At 62.2% G+C, this 17,191-nt stretch carries 19 protein-coding genes and 1 riboswitch; of the genes, 10 read left to right on the top strand and 9 right to left on the bottom strand.

Annotation, left to right across the window (positions count from 1 at the left end; translation table 11 throughout):
* Positions 1-15: 15 nt before the first annotated feature.
* The 5 genes from ACQZ5H_RS27265 to ACQZ5H_RS27245 all read right to left on the bottom strand — a co-directional run bounded on the left by ACQZ5H_RS27265 (position 16) and on the right by ACQZ5H_RS27245 (position 4,819).
* Positions 16-786, bottom strand: a complete 771-nt coding sequence (locus ACQZ5H_RS27265; RefSeq protein ID WP_112718536.1) for an SDR family NAD(P)-dependent oxidoreductase — start codon at positions 784-786, stop codon at positions 16-18.
* Positions 783-1,778 (bottom strand): ABC transporter permease, encoded by a 996-nt coding sequence (locus ACQZ5H_RS27260; protein WP_112718644.1) that lies wholly within the window; start codon positions 1,776-1,778, stop codon positions 783-785. Before ACQZ5H_RS27260 ends, ACQZ5H_RS27265 begins: the two co-directional genes overlap by 4 nt.
* A 62-nt stretch (positions 1,779-1,840) precedes the next feature.
* Positions 1,841-2,881, bottom strand: coding sequence for a sugar ABC transporter substrate-binding protein (locus ACQZ5H_RS27255; protein WP_203430462.1), 1,041 nt, complete (start codon positions 2,879-2,881; stop codon positions 1,841-1,843).
* Between the two features lie 34 nt (positions 2,882-2,915).
* On the bottom strand, positions 2,916-3,683 hold the full coding sequence (locus ACQZ5H_RS27250) for an ATP-binding cassette domain-containing protein (protein ID WP_413712242.1): 768 nt from the start codon (positions 3,681-3,683) through the stop codon (positions 2,916-2,918).
* Positions 3,680-4,819: an ROK family transcriptional regulator gene (locus ACQZ5H_RS27245; protein ID WP_449099520.1), complete on the bottom strand. Its 1,140-nt coding sequence runs from the start codon at positions 4,817-4,819 to the stop codon at positions 3,680-3,682. The genes ACQZ5H_RS27250 and ACQZ5H_RS27245 overlap by 4 nt, the downstream gene beginning before the upstream one ends.
* A gap of 207 nt (positions 4,820-5,026) precedes the next feature.
* Between ACQZ5H_RS27245 and ACQZ5H_RS27240 the strand changes: the two genes are divergently transcribed.
* Genes ACQZ5H_RS27240 through ACQZ5H_RS27230 form a run of 3 tightly spaced genes read left to right on the top strand, consistent with a single transcriptional unit; the run spans position 5,027 to position 7,608 of the window.
* Positions 5,027-5,341, top strand: a complete 315-nt coding sequence (locus ACQZ5H_RS27240) for a MocE family 2Fe-2S type ferredoxin (RefSeq protein WP_130280899.1) — start codon at positions 5,027-5,029, stop codon at positions 5,339-5,341.
* 5 nt (positions 5,342-5,346) lie between these two features.
* Positions 5,347-6,570 (top strand): NAD(P)/FAD-dependent oxidoreductase, encoded by a 1,224-nt coding sequence (locus ACQZ5H_RS27235; RefSeq protein WP_449099519.1) that lies wholly within the window; start codon positions 5,347-5,349, stop codon positions 6,568-6,570.
* A 33-nt stretch (positions 6,571-6,603) separates the two neighbouring features.
* Complete coding sequence (locus ACQZ5H_RS27230; protein WP_449099518.1) at positions 6,604-7,608, top strand: Gfo/Idh/MocA family oxidoreductase; 1,005 nt, start codon at positions 6,604-6,606, stop codon at positions 7,606-7,608.
* Between the two features lie 7 nt (positions 7,609-7,615).
* On the opposite strand, the gene ACQZ5H_RS27225 is transcribed toward ACQZ5H_RS27230, so the two are convergent.
* On the bottom strand, positions 7,616-8,443 hold the full coding sequence (locus ACQZ5H_RS27225) for a sugar phosphate isomerase/epimerase family protein (RefSeq protein WP_449099517.1): 828 nt from the start codon (positions 8,441-8,443) through the stop codon (positions 7,616-7,618).
* Between the two features lie 23 nt (positions 8,444-8,466).
* Entirely contained in the window at positions 8,467-9,477 is a 1,011-nt protein-coding gene (locus ACQZ5H_RS27220; RefSeq protein ID WP_449099516.1) for a LacI family DNA-binding transcriptional regulator, read from the bottom strand.
* Positions 9,478-9,623: 146 nt separating this feature from the next.
* Here ACQZ5H_RS27220 and ACQZ5H_RS27215 point away from each other — a divergent pair, with 146 nt between their 5' ends.
* Together ACQZ5H_RS27215 and ACQZ5H_RS27210 are read left to right on the top strand one after the other, a co-directional pair.
* Complete coding sequence (locus ACQZ5H_RS27215) at positions 9,624-10,658, top strand: sterol desaturase family protein (RefSeq protein WP_112718520.1); 1,035 nt, start codon at positions 9,624-9,626, stop codon at positions 10,656-10,658.
* 176 nt (positions 10,659-10,834) lie between these two features.
* Positions 10,835-11,764, top strand: a complete 930-nt coding sequence (locus ACQZ5H_RS27210) for a sugar ABC transporter substrate-binding protein (RefSeq protein WP_449099515.1) — start codon at positions 10,835-10,837, stop codon at positions 11,762-11,764.
* A gap of 70 nt (positions 11,765-11,834) precedes the next feature.
* On the opposite strand, the gene ACQZ5H_RS27205 is transcribed toward ACQZ5H_RS27210, so the two are convergent.
* Positions 11,835-12,080, bottom strand: coding sequence for a hypothetical protein (locus ACQZ5H_RS27205; RefSeq protein WP_112718516.1), 246 nt, complete (start codon positions 12,078-12,080; stop codon positions 11,835-11,837).
* Between the two features lie 159 nt (positions 12,081-12,239).
* On the bottom strand, positions 12,240-12,869 hold the full coding sequence (locus tag ACQZ5H_RS27200) for an outer membrane beta-barrel protein (protein ID WP_199625869.1): 630 nt from the start codon (positions 12,867-12,869) through the stop codon (positions 12,240-12,242).
* Positions 12,870-13,019: 150 nt separating this feature from the next.
* A riboswitch (TPP riboswitch) is annotated at positions 13,020-13,122 on the top strand.
* A gap of 109 nt (positions 13,123-13,231) precedes the next feature.
* Here ACQZ5H_RS27200 and ACQZ5H_RS27195 point away from each other — a divergent pair.
* From ACQZ5H_RS27195 to minE, 5 genes are all read left to right on the top strand, one after another.
* Complete coding sequence (locus ACQZ5H_RS27195) at positions 13,232-13,972, top strand: ABC transporter permease (protein WP_449099514.1); 741 nt, start codon at positions 13,232-13,234, stop codon at positions 13,970-13,972.
* 31 nt (positions 13,973-14,003) lie between these two features.
* Complete coding sequence (locus ACQZ5H_RS27190; protein WP_449099513.1) at positions 14,004-14,942, top strand: ABC transporter substrate-binding protein; 939 nt, start codon at positions 14,004-14,006, stop codon at positions 14,940-14,942.
* Between the two features lie 130 nt (positions 14,943-15,072).
* Positions 15,073-15,825, top strand: coding sequence for a septum site-determining protein MinC (minC, locus tag ACQZ5H_RS27185; protein ID WP_130280976.1), 753 nt, complete (start codon positions 15,073-15,075; stop codon positions 15,823-15,825).
* 33 nt (positions 15,826-15,858) lie between these two features.
* Positions 15,859-16,674 (top strand): septum site-determining protein MinD, encoded by an 816-nt coding sequence (gene minD, locus ACQZ5H_RS27180; protein ID WP_112718510.1) that lies wholly within the window; start codon positions 15,859-15,861, stop codon positions 16,672-16,674.
* On the top strand, positions 16,671-16,928 hold the full coding sequence (minE, locus tag ACQZ5H_RS27175; RefSeq protein WP_112718508.1) for a cell division topological specificity factor MinE: 258 nt from the start codon (positions 16,671-16,673) through the stop codon (positions 16,926-16,928). The genes minD and minE overlap by 4 nt, the downstream gene beginning before the upstream one ends.
* Positions 16,929-17,191: the final 263 nt, after the last annotated feature.

Here is a 17,191-nt window from a genome sequence, read left to right as displayed (position 1 = left end):
GCGTGATGAGCCGCCTCACGACGGCTGCAGTTTGAAATCGCTTCCCTCGGGCAACAGCTGCCCGCCATCGACGACGATGGTCGTACCAGTGATGTAGCTCGCATCGTCGGATGCCAGGAACAGGAAGGCATTGGCGACATCGCGCGGGCTGCCGAGCCGGCCGAGCGGGATCGCATCCTCCATGTTCTTGATGAAGGCCGGGCCACGGTGAAGCTGCATGGCCTCGGTCATGATATTGCCCGGCTCCACACCATTGACGGTGATGCCATAGGAGGAGAACTCGAGGGCCGCTGCGCGGATGAAACCGTTGATCCCGGCCTTGGTCGCCGAATAATGCCCATGACCCGGGCTCGTCACATGCGGGCCGGTGATCGACGAGGTGAAGAGAATGCGGCCATAGCCCTGCTTCTTCATCGGATCGAGAGCTGCGCGCGCCGCATTGAAGGAGCCGCGCAGGTTCACGGCGATCACATTGTCCCAGTCCTCGGGGCTGGTGTCCTCGATCAGTTGCCAGGGATAGACCCCGGCATTCTGGACGATGATATCGAGCCTGCCATAGGTCTCGACCGCGAAGGCGACGACGGCCTTCGCATCTTCCATCTTGGAAATGTCGGTCTTGAAGAAGGCGACGCCGAGGTCTGCGGCGGCCGCGCGGCCGCCTTCCTCTTCGTAGTCGGCGAGAACGATCGTCGCGCCTTCTTCCTGAAAGCGCTTGGCGGTTGCCTTGCCGATGCCGCGGGCCGCACCAATGACGATTGCGATTTTTCCGTCCAGTCTTCCGGTCATGCGAGCCTCTGACGCAGTTTTTGTTTGAAGGTATCGAGAAGGACTGCCGCCAGCACCAGGAAGCCGTGGATCACCTGGGTGAAATTGGCGGGCAGGCCCATGAGATTGATCGCCGTGTTGATCGACGACAGGAGAAGCACACCGGCATAGACGCCGGGGAGCGCACCGACGCCACCCTTCAGGCTGACGCCGCCGATGACGACGGCCGCGAAGGCGTTGAAGAGCAGGCCGACGCCGAGATTGGCAGTGGCGCCCGAGGTGCGGATGGCAAGCAGCCAGCCGGCGAGCCCGGCGATCGCGCCGGCCATGACGAAGGCAATGATCAGGTTGCGCTGCACCGGAATGCCGGCGCGGAAGGTTGCCGTCTCGTTGCCGCCGATCATCGTCAGATGCCGGCCGAACGGGGTCTTGGCCATCATCACCGAAAACACGATGAAGCAGGCGATTGCGATCCAGGCCGTCAGCGGCAGGCCGATGAGGCGCTGGATGCCGAACCAGCGGATGGCGGGCGCCAGATCTTGCGCCGAGCGGCCGCCGGAGACGGCGAGCACGATGCCGCGCACCCAGATGTAGGACGCCAGCGTGATGATGAAGGCATTCATCTTCACCTTGACGATCAGGAAGCCGTTGAGCAGTCCGATCAGCCCGCCGACGGCAAGCGCGATCAAAAGCGAGACTGGCACCATCAGCCATTCCGGGCTGAGCGTGAAGCCCATGCCGATACCGGCCGAGCAGAACAGGATGCCGACGGCCATCGCCGAAAGGGCGGCGACCGATTCCACCGAGAGGTCCATGTGACCGGCGATGATGACGAGCGCCAGGCCGATCGACATGACGCCGAGAACGCTGGAGGCCTCGATGATATTGGCGAAGATGCCGAGCTGGAAATAGTTCGGGACGAGCGCCGAGAAGACGGCGAGCACGAAGATGAGCATGAACCAGACGAGATTGTCGAGGACGAGCTCAAAGAATTGACGCGTGCGAGGTGTCATGCGGCCGATCCGGTTGTCTTTGAGGGAGCCCGGGCCTTGAAGCCCGGGCGCTGGAATGTCGCTCATTCGACTGATTTTACCTGAGCGGTCGGCGCCTTCTGGTTACCCCAGAAGGCCGGGTCGTCGACATTCTCCTTGGTGATGGCAGCACCGGGGATCTTGATGTTCGGACCCCATGCCTCCTTGGTGACGACGCCCTTCAGGCCGAGCACGTCATATTCGCCGGGCTTGATCTCTTCCTTCTTGGCGATCCTGTCCATGAACATGGCAACGGCTGCGGCCTGGGCATAAAGCGGCTGCTCGACTTCGACATTCAGCCAGCCCTTGCGGATCAGGTCGAGACCGACAGGAGCGCCGTTCGAGCTCATCAGCATGACATCGCCGGGCTTCTTGCCGGCCGCTTCAAGCGAAGCGACGGCGGCGACCGAGAGATGCGCGGCATGGCTGAAGATCAGGTCGATGTCAGGGTTGGCAAGCATCTGGTCGGAAACGATCGTTCCGGCATTGCTGGCTTCCCACTGCATGGCAGGCACCGAGATGATCTTCACATTGGGGAAGGCCTTCATCTTCTCTTCGAAGCCCTTCTGGATGTCGAGCGTGTAGGGATCGCCGGGGTCGCCGAGAACCTGGAGAACCTTGCCCTTCACATCGCCATTCTTCGCCTTCAGGAGCTTTTCGGCCTGTTCGGCGGCGACGTAACCGATCTCGATCGTTCCGGCGACGGAGGTGAAATCGGATGGCGTCGAGGTGATCTGGCGGTCGAATTCGACGACCGGGATACCGGCTGCACGGGCGGCCTCGATCGAGGGCTTCAGCGCGTTGAAATCGACGGCGGCAAGGATGATCGCCGCGGGTTTCAGCGCGATGACGTCGTTCATCTGCGATTGCTGCGCATCCGTCTTGTTGTCGGCGTTCAGCGTCTTCATTTCATAGCCGGTCTGCTTGAGAAACATCTCGAGCGCGCTGACCGAGCCGGTCTGGAATTCGTCGAGCAGCGTCGGGACGAGGTAATAGACGGTGCCTTTCGACTGCGCGAAGGCAGTCGTCATCAATGACAGGCCGAGCGCCAGAACGGTCAGCGCGGCTAAGACTATTCGCTTCATGTCGTTCTCTCCTTTTGCGCCGGACCCTCAGTTTTTATGACCCCACCGGTCCGGCACCGGCGAGGTTTTGTCCGGTGATCATGCCGATCACCGCGTCTGCATTTGTCTTCGATGTCTCGACATCGCCCGCGACGACGCCTTGGCGGATCACCACGATGCGGTCGGCCACCTGGAAGGCCTGCTGCATGATGTGGGTGATGATGACGACGCCGATGCCCTGGTTGGCGACGTGGCGGATCATCTCCAGGCCGCGCCGCGTCTGCTCGACGCCGAGTGCGGCAAAGGGTTCGTCGAGCAGCACCAGCTTGCCGCCCCAATGGACGAAGCGGTTGAGCTCGATCGCCTGACGCTGGCCGCCCGAGAGATGCTCGACCTTGGTGCGCAGCGAGGGAATGCGGGTGCCGGCGTTGGCAAGCGCATCGCCGACCACTTTTTCCATGGCGCGTTCGTCGAGGAAGGGGATGCCGAGCACCTTGCGGGTAATCTCGCGGCCCATGAAGAAATTGGCGACGACATCGACATTGGTGGCGAGCGACAGGTCCTGATAGACGGTCTCGACACCGGCTGCCTTGGCCTCGGCAGGGGTCTTTGCCACATAGTCACGGCCTTCGAAGATCATCCGTCCCGAGCTCGGCTCCAGGCCGCCGGAGATGATCTTGACCAGTGTCGACTTACCCGCACCGTTATCGCCGAGCAGCGCCACAACCTCGCCCTTGCCGATCGAGAAGCTGACGCCCTTCAGCGCTTCGATCGCGCCGAAATTCTTGCGGATATTGTCGAGCACCAGCAGCGGTTCGCTCATGCGGCGATCCCTTTCTCGTCGGGGGTGGAAAACATCTGGCCGAAGCGCGGCGAGAGCACGCTGGAAACAGCAAGGGCGGCGGCGCCGCGCAGCACCGAGTTCTGGCAGTCGCTCGCCATGACCAGCCGCGGATGGCTGCGGCCTTCGCGAACAGCAACGGAGTTCGGCAGGCCCACTGAAGCGACCAGCTTTTCGATGAGCTCGGGCGGCGCGAGGCCGCCGAGCACGATCGTCTGCGGATCGAGCAAGTTTTCGATGGTGCGGATGGCATTGTGAAAGATCGGGCGGATTTCCTCGGCCCACATCGTCTGCGACAGGCCTCGGCGATTGAAGGCATCGAGGGAGAGGTAGCGCTCCAGGCAGCCCCGGTTGCCGCAGGGGCAGGGCTCGCCATCGGGAACAGCCGGGATATGGCCGATTTCACCGGCATTGCCCCAGCCGCCGCGCATCACCGCGCCGTCATGAACCATGGCACCGCCAAGACCGACGCCGAAATAGAGATAGTAGTAATTCGAGAGCTCTGCACCCAGGCCGTAAAGCTGTTCGCCAAGGGCAGCACAGGCCATGTCGGTGTCGATGAAGGCGGGCAGGCCGGAGGCCTCGCCGAGCCGCTCCTTGAGCGGCACATCCTTCCAGCCCGTCATCGTCGTCGGGCCGATGAAGCTCATGGATTCGACGCCGAACGGACCGGGCAGCGCCATTCCGGCGCTCAGGATCCGTTTCGTCTCGCCGGTACCGCGCAGTTCGGCAACGAGTTCGCCGATCAGCCGGAAGGCAAGGTCGGGGGCAACGTTCGGGGCGGTGCGATGAGCGCTCTGGACGATATTGCCGCTGAGATCGACGAGCGCCGCATCGATGCCGAGCGGTGTCAGGTGAATGCCGGCGACATAACCGCCTTCAGGATTGATGCGGAGTACCGATGGAGGAATGCCGCGTCCCTTCGGCTCTTCGCGGACGGAGAGGATGTAGCCCTGTTCTTCGAGCTCGCGGACGATGGTGGAGACGGTCTGCACCGTCAGGCTGACGCGCTTGGCGATCTCGGCGCGTGTGACCGGGCCGTTCAGCCGGATCGCTTCGAGAACGATACGCCGGTTGTACGGACGGCCTGATTCCTGATTGGTACCGCGCAACGTCATGTTACTGCCCCCAAGAACACGATCAGCTTCGCACCGAGTTTTTATTTAGTCAAACGGTTTTCAGAAATAATGCTGACGGCTGCCCAAGGTTGGTCCTGCACTGTCAGGCGCCAATGCGATTGATGGAATTTGATCAAGAATTATCCCGCCAAGTCAGGCGCTCTCGCCTAGTTTCCGATCAAACGCCATGAATTTCGGGAGGATGGGATGAGCAACTGGATCAAGGCCTGCGAGATCGATGATGTCGAGAATGAGGATGTGATCCGTTTTGATCACGCCGGCAGGACATTCGCGGTCTATCGCAGCCCCGATGACAAGTTCTTTGCGACCGATGGCATGTGCACGCATGAGAAGGTGCATCTGGCTGACGGGCTGGTCATGGACAACATCGTCGAATGTCCGAAACATAACGGCCGCTTCGACTATCGCACCGGCGAGGCCCGCGGCGCCCCCGTCTGCGTCAACCTCAGGACCTACCCCGTGAAGGTCGAGGATGGCGCCGTCTATCTCGGTCTGGAGTGATGCCGATGGCCGATTTCGTTATCATCGGCGCCGGGCAGTGTGGGGCGCGGGCCGCCATGGCGCTGCGCGAGCAAGGCTTTGATGGAAGCATCACGCTCGTCGGCGAAGAGCCGCATCTGCCCTACGAGCGCCCGCCGCTTTCCAAGCAGCATATGCTGGTGTCAGAGGGCGCATTGCCACCCTTCATTGCGGATGGAGCGGCGTTTGCGGAGCGAGGGATAACCGTTGTCACCGATGACGCGGCGGCCCAGATCGATCGCGACAGCAGGACGGTCCGTTTGGCCAGTGGCCGCACGCTCCCTTATGACAAATTGCTGCTTGCAACCGGCGCCGCACCCAGGCGGCTGCCGGCTGCCGATGGCATGGAACATGTCTTCTATCTCCGCACCCATGACGATGCCGCGCGTCTTTCCAGGCGATTGTCGCCAGGCAGCCATCTTGCCATCATCGGCGCCGGTTTCATCGGTCTCGAGCTTGCCGCTTCGGCAAGAAAGCGCGGCCTCGAGGTGACTGTCATCGAAGCGCTGCCGCGCATCCTGATGCGGGCGGTACCGGAGGCGATTGCCGAGAAAGTCCAGGCTCTGCATGAGGCAAACGGTGTCAGCATCCTCCGCGGGTTCGGAATCGAGCGCCTCACGGGCAGTGCTGACGGTATTAGCCTGACATTGGCTGATGGGACCGTGGTGAACGCCGATATGCTCGTCGTCGGTATCGGCGCCCAGCCGCGCGCCGAGCTCGCAGCGCTGGCAGGGCTTACCATCGAAAACGGCATTGCCGTCGATCAAACCTTGCAGACCTCTGATCCGGCAATCTTCGCGGCCGGCGACTGCTGCTCCTTTCCCTATGACGGCCGCAGGATCCGGCTCGAAGCCTGGCGGAATGCGCAGGATCAGGGTACCCATGCTGCCGCAAGCATGCTTGGCGACGCCAGGCCCTATGAAGCCGTGCCATGGTTTTGGTCGGATCAGTTCGACTGGACGCTGCAGATCGCGGGGCTTGCAGACAGGGCAGTGTCAGCAGTGCGCCGCGATATCGGCGACGACGCCTTCATCCTCTTCCATCTTGCCGAAAACGGCCGTCTCGTCTCGGCGAGCGGCTGGGGTCCGGGCAACAGGATCGCCAAGGACATCCGGCTCGCCGAGATGCTGATCGCCAAACATGCGACACCCGACGCAAGCGAACTGACTTCGCCTGCAGTGAACTTGAAATCCCTGCTGCCACGCGGCTAGGGTTGGATCAGCGAAATTCTGGGAGGAAATTCAATGGCAGAGGTCAGGATCGGCATTATCGGCACAGGCGTGATGGGCAGCGACCATGCCGCAATCCTTGCCGAGGGTGTCGCCAATGCAAGGCTCGTCGCCGTGCAGGACTTCAGCCGCGAGCGGGCGATTTCCGTCGCCGGGCAGCTCGGCGTCCGCGTCATCGCCGAAGCCGATGCGCTGATTGGCGACCCCGAGGTCGACGCCGTCATGGTCTGCTCGCCGGACGAGACGCATGCGGCGCTGGCGCTGAAGGCGATTGCCGCGGGCAAGCCGGTCCTCGTCGAAAAGCCGCTGGCCTCAAGCCTTCCGGAAGCCGAAGAGATCATCCGCGCCGAGGAGAAAGCCGGCCGCCGCCTCGTGCAGGTCGGCTTCATGCGCCGCTTCGATCCTGGCTATCGCGAGATGAAGCAGGCACTGAACACAGGCGAGTTCGGCCGCGCCCTGTTTCTCCATTGCATTCACCGCAATGCGGTTGCGCCTGACTACCTGACGTCGGATCTCGTCATCGCAAATTCCGCCGGGCACGAATTCGACATCGCCCGCTTCCTGCTCGACGAGGAAATCGTCTCGGCTTACGTCGCAAGCCCTCCGGCGACGCGCAATGCGCCGAACCGCCAGCCGCAATTCATCCTGCTTCAGACTGCCTCGGGCGTCGTTGTCGACATCGAGGTCTTTACCGATGCGCAATATGGCTATGATGTCCGCGCCGAGCTCGTCTGCGAGGACGGGACGGTGGCGCTCGATCCGTCACCCCATACGTCACTGCGCGTGAAAGGAAACGATGGCTTCCGCACGCCGGCTGATTGGCGCCCGCGCTTCCGCCAGGCCTATCGCGCGCAGCTTGAGGCGTGGACGGCAGGCATCCTGAGCGGAGCGCCGACCGGCGCCAGCGCCTTCGATGGCTTCATGGCGATGCAGGTCACCAAGGCCTGCCTGCAGGCATGGAAATCGGGCGAGCGGGTTGCCGTGGCTCAGCACGAAAAACCCGCGCTCTACCGCGTTTGACCGCCGCTCAGAGCCGCGACCAGAGCGTCCTGATCTCGTTTTTCAGGAACAGAGCCTCCTGCCCGCGATCTGTGCTGTCCTCGCCATCGCGCCCGGTGATCGCATAAGGTTTCGGGCCGAGCTCGCAGGTGAAGGCGAGCACCTCATCCGGTCCGGCACGCTGCTTCCAGCTGCGGAAGCCATACTCCCACCAGCCCATGAACAGGTCGAGCCAGGGCTTGTGATGCGGGAAGGAGATCTCGATCTGCACCTGCTCGCGCGAGGCGACGCGGCCGTGGAAGGCCCAGGAACTGTCGAGAATGCGATTGATCAGCGCGTGGTTCTCATCGGAAACCGGCCAGGCGAATTCGCGGCCCACCAGGAAATGCGAGAGGTCGCCGAGAAGCTTCAGATCCGGCAGGCGGTCCATCAGGTCGAGGGTGAAGAACAGATCGGTCGTCATCCGGTCGCGATGCGTCTCGATGAAGACGGGGATGCGCGCCTCTTCGGCCAGACGATGCCAGCCTTCGAGCAGCGGCAGGCAATCCTCGATCCGGCGCAACCGGACATCCGGCTGCAGGCAGAGATGCGCGACGCCGAACTCCGCCGCATTCTCCAGCGCCGGCTTCAAGTCGTCGACGGTCTTCGGAAAACACTGTCCCTCCGCCTTCAGCCCACGGTCTTTCAACAGGCCGGCGAGGTTCTGCACGTAGCCGCGATCATACCAGTGGGCGCTGACGCCATCGAAGCCGGCCTCGGCGATCAGGCGGATATTTTCCTCCAGCGATCGTTCCGGCTCTCTCGCGCTTCGAAGCTCCATCGCCCAGAGTGACTGGAAGACATTGAGGGTCTGCATGGCTTACCTCCCGGGTGCCTTGTTCAGAGATTCTGCGCGCTGACGGTCATGAACCGCACGGGATCGGTGATGACCTCGGTGCGGATGATGTCGAGCTTGCGCAGGATGAGATCGACGGAGCGGCGCGCCTGCACTTCGGGCGCCTGGTCGAGACAGATGTCGAGAAGACCGTTTTCGAGATAGCGCTTCTTCTTTTCGGTCAGCTCGTGGCCGACCCAGAAGATATCCCGCTGCTTGGCCCATTGCTGCAGGACGATCGCCACGCCCTCATCACCGCCGCCGGCCGAATAGACGCCGATGATCTCGGGGTCGCGCCTGAGCGCTTCTCCCAGCAGCTCGGCGCATTGCAGATCGTCATCGCGGCCCATCATCACCAGCGAAAGCGCGTGACCATCGGCGCCGCGCTCGGCCATGTAGTCGGAAAATCCCTGGATGCGCTGGCGGTGGTTCGAATAGGAGCCGCTATGGCAGATGGCAGCGAAATGTCCTGGCCGCGCTGCCAGCATGCCCGACATGTAGTAGGCGGCGCTGCGGCCCGCCGCATAATTGTCGATGCCGAGATAGGGGACTTCCGCGTCGTCGCAGCGGGTCACGACCTGTGCGACCTCGACTCCCGAGGCGCGCACCTGGCGCAGCGCCTCGATCACCTTCGGGTGGTCCTGCGAGCAGATGATCAGCCCGGAGCGGCGAAAGCTCGGATTGGCGATGTGGTGCGCCATGCCGATCGGGTCGCTTTCCTTGATGAAGGTGCGGTGCAGGATGACGGCGCGGTCGAGCGACGCCGATATGCGCTCGAAGGCCTGGTTCAGCCGGGCGAAGAACGACGTCTCCGGCCGCACAAGGATGACTTCGATGCGGATCGCGCCGCGATGGGTCTCGGTCGAACGCTCGCCATAGCCGAGCTTCTTGGCGGCGCGGATGACCTTCTCGGCGGTCTTTTCGGTAACGCCGCCGCGCCCGTTGATGACCCGCTCGACGGTGGCGATCCCCAGTCTTGCCTCCCGGGCGACATCCTGCAGCGTCGTCTTTTTCATCAAAACCTCCCCCAAATTCGCCTGGACAGTCAAGCATTCCAGCCTCTCCGGTGAAATACCGCAATTGATCAAAACACATCAAAACTGCGATGGGAATTGGCCCTCCGGCTGCGGTAATTTTTGCCTCACGAGTTGGAGGGTTTCAGATGGACGACACACTATACGGCAAACGCAACAAGCGCGGCGACTGGGCGCCGTTCAAGCTCATCCAGTATCCGCCTGTGTTCATCTGGCCGGTCCAGCCGCTGCGTTTCCTGAAATGGCTGTTCGGCTATCCGGGTTATCTGATGCCTTGGAACGTCCTTTACGCGGTGATCGGCACGCTGCTGTGGCTCTACGCCACGCCGTCGCTCGAGACGGCAAAGACCTTCTCGATCGGATGGATCGCCTATCTGCTCGTTCGCAATGCGGCGATCGTGCTGGTCTTCTTCGGCGCCTTCCATCTGCGCCTCTACATGCAGAAGAAGCAGGGCACGAGCTTTAAGTTCAACGCCAAATGGCCCTCTGTCGGCAACGACGCCTTCCTTTTCGGCAACCAGACGGTCGACAATGTCATCTGGACCTTTGCCAGCGCGGTGCCGATCTGGACGGCATTCGAGGTGCTGACGCTCTGGGCTTTCGCCAACGGCATCATTCCCTATGTTTCCTTCGCCGAGCACCCGGTCTATTGCGCCGTCGTGATGTTCTTTATTCCGACCTTTCGCGACCTGCATTTCTATCTGGTGCATCGCCTTATCCACTGGCCGCCGCTGTATCATGCGGTCCACAAGCTGCATCATAACAACGTCAATCCCGGCCCCTGGTCCGGTCTTGCCATGCACCCGATCGAGCACCTCCTCTATTTCTCCGGTGTGCTGATCCACTGGATCGTGCCGTCCAATCCTGTCCATGCGATCTTCCACCTGGCGCATGCAGGCCTTGCCCCGGCACCGGGCCATGCCGGCTTCGACAAGATCGTCGTCGGCGAGGAGAGCGCCATCGATACCCACAGCTACGACCACTATCTCCATCACAAGTATTTCGAGTGCAATTATGCCGATGGCGTCATTCCGCTCGACAAGTGGTTCGGCACTTTCCACGACGGCTCACCCGAAGCCCAGGAGCGCATGGACAAGCGCTTCATGGAGCAGGCAAGACGCCGCGCCGAGAAGAAGGCGCGCGGCGAGCAGCAGGCAGGCTGACTGATTTCCCAAGCGAGCGACCGAGAAAGGCCCGGCCCCAAAGCCGGGCCTTTTGCTATGCGGATGCCCCTGCAAATGAGGCGTTTTCATCAAATTATCGGCGGACCGCGTGGACTTCCCCGGCTAACGTTTTCCTGCGGCCGCCTGGCGCCGCCTTATCTCTGGGAGGAGAGAACATGCTGAAATTGCTGACCACCAGCGCAGTTGCGCTGGTGCTTGCGTCGCAGGCGCACGCTGCCGACCGTATCGGTGTTTCGATGGGCACGCTGTCCAACAACTTTCAGACGTTGATCGTCAACGGCATGGAAGACTACGCCAAGTCGATCGGCGTGGAGCTGCAGATCGAAGACGCGACGACCGACGTCAACAAGCAGCTCGATCAGGTGAAGAATATCGCGGCCGGCGGCGTCTCTGCAATCATCGTCGACCCCGTCGATTCCGACGGTACGCCGGCTCTCAGCAAGGTCGCCGAAGATGCTGGCATTCCGCTCATCTACGTCAATGTCCAGCCGACCGACCTCAACACGCTCGGCAAGCAGCAGGCCTTCGTCGGCTCCAACGAGACCGAATCCGGCACGCTGCAGACCAAGGAAGTCTGTCGCCTGCTCGGCGGCAAGGGCAATGTCGTCATCATGATCGGCGACCTCACCAGCCAGGCGGCGCGCCAGCGTACGCAGGACGTTCACGATGTCGTCAAGACGCCCGAATGCAGCGGCATCAACGTCGCCCAGGAGCAGGTCGGCAACTGGAGCCGCGTCAACGGCGCCGATCTGGTTTCCAACTGGCTGACGTCAGGCGTCGAATTCGATGCCATCATCGCCAATAATGACGAAATGGCGCTCGGCGCGATTTCGGCGCTGAAGGCCGCCGGCGCCTCGACCGACAAGATCATCGTCTCAGGCATCGACGCGACGCCCGAGGCGCTGCAGGCGATGAAGACAGGCGATCTCAAGGTCACCGTGTTCCAGGATGCCAAAGGCCAGGGCAAGGGATCGATCGATGCCGCGATGAAGGCGATCAAGGGCGAGAAGCTCGACCGCGAGGTCTGGATCCCCTTCCAGCTTGTCACCCAGAAGAACATGGCGGATTTCGAACACCTGAACTAAGGCGCGGCCTGCCTCACAGGCGGCGTCAGGACGGCCACGATGCGCTCAGGCCATCGTGGCCATTCGCATGTCAGGCGGCGGGCAGGGGCTCGCTGATGACGACGAAATTGGCGCAGCTATGCTCGACATTGGCTATGCGGATGCGCAATTCGCGCCGCGAGGTCAGCAGAAACAGGAAGACCTTCTTGGCCCGCTGCGCTCTGCGCAGCACTTCCTCCCCGCCGAAAAGCAGGCCATCGCGCTCTCCGAGCTCGAAGGCGACATGCTCGCTATAGTTCTCGTCCGTGATGGTGATTGTTCCGAGACCCGACAGCATGTGAGCATTCCTCATGATGGGAATGACTTTTGTCGAAGTCCTAAATTAGTGCAACACGGTGTTCCGGTTTTCCACGAGATGTTGGAAAGCGTACCGGCGATCATAGAAAGGGCACGCCGAATGAAGGCGTGCCCTTACATTGGAGAGAACGAGTGGCGCCTAGAACTTGACGCCGACGCCGATCATGATGGTGTTCTGGTTCAGGTCGAAATCGCCGCCAGCCGCGCCGAAATTGCCGCTGCCGTAATCGGTGTAGCGATATTCGCCGCGGGCAAAGATATTCTGGGTGAAGGCGTAGTCGATGCCGGCGCCGATGGTCCAGCCGTTCAGCGTATCCGATTCGTCGGGCCCGACATCCGGATTGGCCTCGGCGCGGGCGATCGCCCAGCCGGCCGTGCCGTAGATCAGCGCATTGTCGAAGGCATAGCCGACGCGGGCGCGAACCGAGCCCTGCCAGGTCGTCTCGACCGAGCCAAAGGCTACATCCTCTTTGTTCCAGTTGTGCAGGACGTCACCTTCGACACCGACAACCCAGTTGTTGTCGAACTGATAGTTATAGCCGCCGAAGACGCCGAGAATGCCGCCATTGGCATCGACATCCGATGCCCCGGAAGGATCGAAGGTGTTCCAGCTATAGCCACCCTCGGCGCCGATATAGGGACCGGACCAGGTGAAGACAGGGGTTATCGCTTCGGGCTCGACAGGGGCGGGCGGCGGCGTCAGGTCCGCGGCCTGAGCGGAAATGCCGGCAAGTGAGGCAGCCAGCGCGGTGAGAATAACGAATTTCATATTCGGTCTCCCTAATGCTTAAGGGTCAAGTAGGGTGCCTGATCCAAAAGTCTCTAATTAATTTTGTAGCTGAGACCCCGGAATACAAGACCGGCGACCGGCCTGCGACAGATGCGCCATTGACTTCAGGCCGGGAAAACGACAGGTTCCGCCCATTCCGAGGGGAGCATCTGACGATGCTGAGATGGCGGTGAGCCGGACCCTTGAACCTGATCCGGGTCATGCCGGCGTAGGAACGGAACAAGATACCGGCGGTATCTCCCCTTCTTCTTCGCTTTGCCTGGATCTCCAATTCTGTCTGGAGATCGCTTCGTCATGTCTGTCTTTCCGTTCCCGCATCCGGCCCGCGCGAAGGCCTAGCGATGCGTCCGCTCAACGCCCTCGGCGGCGTGGCCCTGCTTATCGCTCTCTGGCAGGCGGTCATCTGGGTCTTCGCGCCCGCGCATTTCATTCTGCCGTCGCCTGCCGACGTCGTCGCCGTCTTCGGCAGGCAGCCGCTCTTCCTGCTTGAGCAGAGCCTGACGACGGCGCTCGAAATCGTCCTCGGCCTGCTCTGCGGCGCCATATCGGGCGCTGCCGTCGCCTTCGCGCTCGCCGCCTTTCCGGCTGCCGCCACGCTCGTCTGGCCGATGGTACTGATCCTGCAGGCTTTCCCTGTCTTCGTGCTGGCGCCGATCCTGGTTATCTGGCTCGGTTTCGGCATCGCCTCGAAGATCGCCATGGCGACGATCATCATCTTCTTTCCCGTCGCCTCCGCCTTTGCCGACGGGCTGCGCCGCACCGAGCGGGATATTCTCGATGCGGTATCGCTGACAGAGGCGAGCCATTGGCAGACGCTGATGCGGATCCGCCTGCCGCTCGCCCTGCCGTCCCTCGTCTCCGGCCTCAGGATCGCCGCACCTCTCGCGCCACTCGGCACCGTGATCGGCGAATGGGTCGGGGCGTCCTCCGGCCTCGGCTTCGTCATGGTCCAGGCCAATGCCCGCATGCAGACGGACATGGTCTTTGCCGCCATGGCCGTGCTCGCCGCCATGACCGTCATCTGCCGCGTCGCTGTCGACAGGCTCACCTCCGGCTGGACCCCATGGGCCACCACGAACTGACTTCTTCTTCCCGCATAATCATGGAGCAAACATGCTGCGTCTGATATCCGCCACTCTCCTTGCGATCGCGACCCTCGCGTCGCCCTCCTTCGCCAACGACAAGCTGACTGTCATGCTCGAATGGTTCGTCAATCCGGACCATGCGCCGATGGTGATCGCTCAAGAGAAGGGCCTGTTCGCCGCCGCCGGTCTCGACGTCACCCTGATTCCGCCCGCCGACCCCTCCGCTGTGCCCCGCCTCGTCGCTGCCAAACAGGCGGATATCGGCATCCACTACCAGCCCAATCTCTATCTCGATCATGAAGCCGGATTGCCGATCGTCCGCATCGGCACGCTGGTCGAAACGCCGCTGAATACGGTGACCGTGCTGGCCGACGGGCCGATCAAGAGCCTCGCGGATCTGAAGGGCAGGAAGGTCGGCTTCTCCGTCACCGGCTTCGAGGATGCGATGCTGAAGCGGATGCTCGAAAATGCCGGTCTCAAGAAGGACGATGTCGAGCTCGTCAACGTCAACTTCTCGCTCTCGCCGTCGCTGATCGCGGGCAAAGTCGATGCGACCGTCGGCGGCTTCCGCAATTTCGAGCTGACGCAGATGAAGCTCGAGGGTCATGAGGGCAAGGCCTTCTATCCGGAAGAAAACGGCGTGCCGCCCTATGACGAACTGATCTTCATCGCCCATCGCGATTCGGCCGCCGATTCGCGTCTGCCGCGCTTCCTCGGTGCGATCGAACAGGCTTCCGTCTTCATCACCAACCACCCCGATGACGCCTGGCAGATGTTCATCAAGGCCTATCCTGATCTCAATGACGAGCTGAACCGCAAGGCTTTTTTCGACACGCTGCCGCGCTTCGCCAAGCGCCCCGCCGCTCTCGATACCGGCCGCTACGAGCGCTTCGGCGCCTTCATGCAGCAGATGGGGCTGGTCAAGACGGCGCCCAAAGTCGAGGACCTCGCCGTCGAGATAAAGTAGCCTGTGGCGCGTCTGCCACGGCCCTTTGCAAAGCCCCCGGCCGTTAACCGAATGTACCGGCCGGGAGCCTCGCGTTAACTATTTGTTAACCACGAAGCAGCTACACCGAAGCAATCAAAAATTAACCAAGATTGCTAATGTGTTAACCGACGCACGCTCCATCCGTATCAAAGGCCGTTCGTTCCTGGCGGTCGTTTTGACGCCCGATCTGCCCTTCGAGGAGTGGCTGGTCCGGCTCGACGATCTGGCCTCGCGCTCGGCAGGGTTTTTCCTGGGGCGTCCCGTGGTTCTCGACGTTTCGGACCTGCAGGCGGACCGGGCGCTGTTGAAATCGATGATTGCGGCTCTCGCCGAGCGCAATGTGCGGATCATGGGGATCGAAGGCGCGCGTCCCTCGCAGCTTGACGCGACGATGCCTCCGGGCATGACGGGTGGGCGCCCGGCGCCGGATGTCGAGGTGACGGAAACGGCGCCTGCGCCTGTGAAGGGCGCTACACCGAAGGCTGAAGAGCCGGTGCAGGTCGTGGCGCCGCAGGTGATCACCCGCGCACCGCTCTCCTCGATGGTCCTGCACGAGCCGGTGCGCTCCGGCCAGTCGATCATCTTCCCGGAAGGCGATGTGACGATCATCGGCTCGGTCGCCTCGGGCGCCGAAGTCATCGCCGGCGGTTCCATTCATATTTACGGCGCGCTGCGCGGCCGGGCGCTTGCGGGCTCCGTCGGCAATGCATCGGCGCGGATATTCTGCCGCAAGCTCGAAGCCGAGCTTCTGGCGATCGACGGCATTTACAAGACCGCGGACGATCTGCCCGCGGACCTGCGCGGCCACGCTGCGCAGCTTTGGCTCGAAAACGACGCGATCATGGCATCGCGGCTCATTTAACAGACGAATTGGTTCAGGAGCAGGAGAGGGGATATGGGTAAGGTCATAGTTGTTACCTCGGGTAAGGGTGGCGTTGGCAAGACGACCTCCACCGCGGCACTCGGCGCAGCACTCGCGCAGCGCAACGAGAAGGTCGTCGTCGTCGACTTCGACGTCGGTCTGCGCAATCTCGATCTGGTCATGGGCGCCGAGCGCCGGGTCGTCTACGATCTGGTCAACGTCATCCAGGGCGATGCCAAGCTGCCGCAGGCGCTGATCCGCGACAAGCGGCTCGAGACGCTGTTCCTGCTGCCGGCCTCGCAGACCCGCGACAAGGACTGCCTGACCGAAGAGGGCGTCGAGCAGGTCATCAACGATCTGAAGCGTCACTTCGACTGGATCATCTGCGACAGCCCGGCCGGCATCGAGCGCGGCGCGACGCTCGCCATGCGCCATGCCGATATCGCAGTCGTCGTCACCAACCCGGAAGTATCCTCGGTTCGCGACTCCGACCGCATCATCGGCCTGCTCGACGCCAAGACGGCCAAGGCCGAGAATGGCGAGCGCATCGAGAAGCACCTGTTGCTGACGCGCTACGACATCACCCGCGCCGAGCGCGGCGACATGCTAAAGGTCGATGACGTGCTCGAGATCCTGTCGATCCCGCTGCTCGGCATCATTCCTGAAAGCATGGACGTGCTGCGCGCCTCCAATATCGGTGCTCCCGTCACGCTCGCCGACCAGAACACGGCACCTGCCAGGGCCTATTTCGAGGCCGCACGGCGCATTGCCGGCGAGGCGCTTCCGGTCACCATCCCCGGCGAGAAGCGCGGCTTCTTCGGCAAGATCTTCGGCCGGAGGGCAGCATGAACGTGTTCAACTTCTTCCAGAAGAAAAAGTCGGCTCCGGTCGCGCGTGAGCGCCTTCAGGTGCTGCTGGCCCATGAGCGCGTCACCCCCGGCGCCGATCTCGTCACCGTGCTGCGCGAGGAAATTCTCGCCGTGATCGCCAAGCATGTGGAGATCGACGGCGACCGGCTGCAAATCAAGATCGACCGCGGCGAACATGTCTCGGTGCTCGAGATCGACGTGGAAATCCCGGCCAAGGCGGCGCGCGCCGCTTAAAGACGGATCGATCGAACGGAATAAAAGGCGGCCTCGGCCGCCTTTCTGCGTTTCAGGCTGCCGGGCAGGGTGGTCTAGGCTTCTCCATGGGACTGCAGGCTTGCTGCCGAAGCGCATATCTGGTGCGCATAGGTCGGCATGCGGGCGGTGAATTCAAAAAGCTCTGAAAAAACAGCCTGCTACAAGAAACTTCGGAATTTTCTCTATTGCGCTGTTGACTGTTTGTGAGGGATAGCCGTATAAGCCGCGTCACTGAACGAGGG

The sequence above is a fragment of the Rhizobium sp. 21-4511-3d genome, from assembly GCF_053522545.1.
This window is presented reverse-complemented; position numbering and strand designations above follow the sequence as displayed.

Bases quoted from the DNA above. Each gene is read 5' to 3' on its own strand.
- ACQZ5H_RS27265 (WP_112718536.1), bottom strand. From the start codon at position 786: ATGACCGGAAGACTGGACGGAAAAATCGCAATCGTCATTGGTGCGGCC.
- ACQZ5H_RS27260 (WP_112718644.1), bottom strand. From the start codon at position 1,778: ATGACACCTCGCACGCGTCAATTCTTTGAGCTCGTCCTCGACAATCTC.
- ACQZ5H_RS27255 (WP_203430462.1), bottom strand. From the start codon at position 2,881: ATGAAGCGAATAGTCTTAGCCGCGCTGACCGTTCTGGCGCTCGGCCTG.
- ACQZ5H_RS27250 (WP_413712242.1), bottom strand. From the start codon at position 3,683: ATGAGCGAACCGCTGCTGGTGCTCGACAATATCCGCAAGAATTTCGGC.
- ACQZ5H_RS27245 (WP_449099520.1), bottom strand. From the start codon at position 4,819: ATGACGTTGCGCGGTACCAATCAGGAATCAGGCCGTCCGTACAACCGG.
- ACQZ5H_RS27240 (WP_130280899.1), top strand. From the start codon at position 5,027: ATGAGCAACTGGATCAAGGCCTGCGAGATCGATGATGTCGAGAATGAG.
- ACQZ5H_RS27235 (WP_449099519.1), top strand. From the start codon at position 5,347: ATGGCCGATTTCGTTATCATCGGCGCCGGGCAGTGTGGGGCGCGGGCC.
- ACQZ5H_RS27230 (WP_449099518.1), top strand. From the start codon at position 6,604: ATGGCAGAGGTCAGGATCGGCATTATCGGCACAGGCGTGATGGGCAGC.
- ACQZ5H_RS27225 (WP_449099517.1), bottom strand. From the start codon at position 8,443: ATGCAGACCCTCAATGTCTTCCAGTCACTCTGGGCGATGGAGCTTCGA.
- ACQZ5H_RS27220 (WP_449099516.1), bottom strand. From the start codon at position 9,477: ATGAAAAAGACGACGCTGCAGGATGTCGCCCGGGAGGCAAGACTGGGG.
- ACQZ5H_RS27215 (WP_112718520.1), top strand. From the start codon at position 9,624: ATGGACGACACACTATACGGCAAACGCAACAAGCGCGGCGACTGGGCG.
- ACQZ5H_RS27210 (WP_449099515.1), top strand. From the start codon at position 10,835: ATGCTGAAATTGCTGACCACCAGCGCAGTTGCGCTGGTGCTTGCGTCG.
- ACQZ5H_RS27205 (WP_112718516.1), bottom strand. From the start codon at position 12,080: ATGCTGTCGGGTCTCGGAACAATCACCATCACGGACGAGAACTATAGC.
- ACQZ5H_RS27200 (WP_199625869.1), bottom strand. From the start codon at position 12,869: ATGAAATTCGTTATTCTCACCGCGCTGGCTGCCTCACTTGCCGGCATT.
- ACQZ5H_RS27195 (WP_449099514.1), top strand. From the start codon at position 13,232: ATGCGTCCGCTCAACGCCCTCGGCGGCGTGGCCCTGCTTATCGCTCTC.
- ACQZ5H_RS27190 (WP_449099513.1), top strand. From the start codon at position 14,004: ATGCTGCGTCTGATATCCGCCACTCTCCTTGCGATCGCGACCCTCGCG.
- minD (WP_112718510.1), top strand. From the start codon at position 15,859: ATGGGTAAGGTCATAGTTGTTACCTCGGGTAAGGGTGGCGTTGGCAAG.
- minE (WP_112718508.1), top strand. From the start codon at position 16,671: ATGAACGTGTTCAACTTCTTCCAGAAGAAAAAGTCGGCTCCGGTCGCG.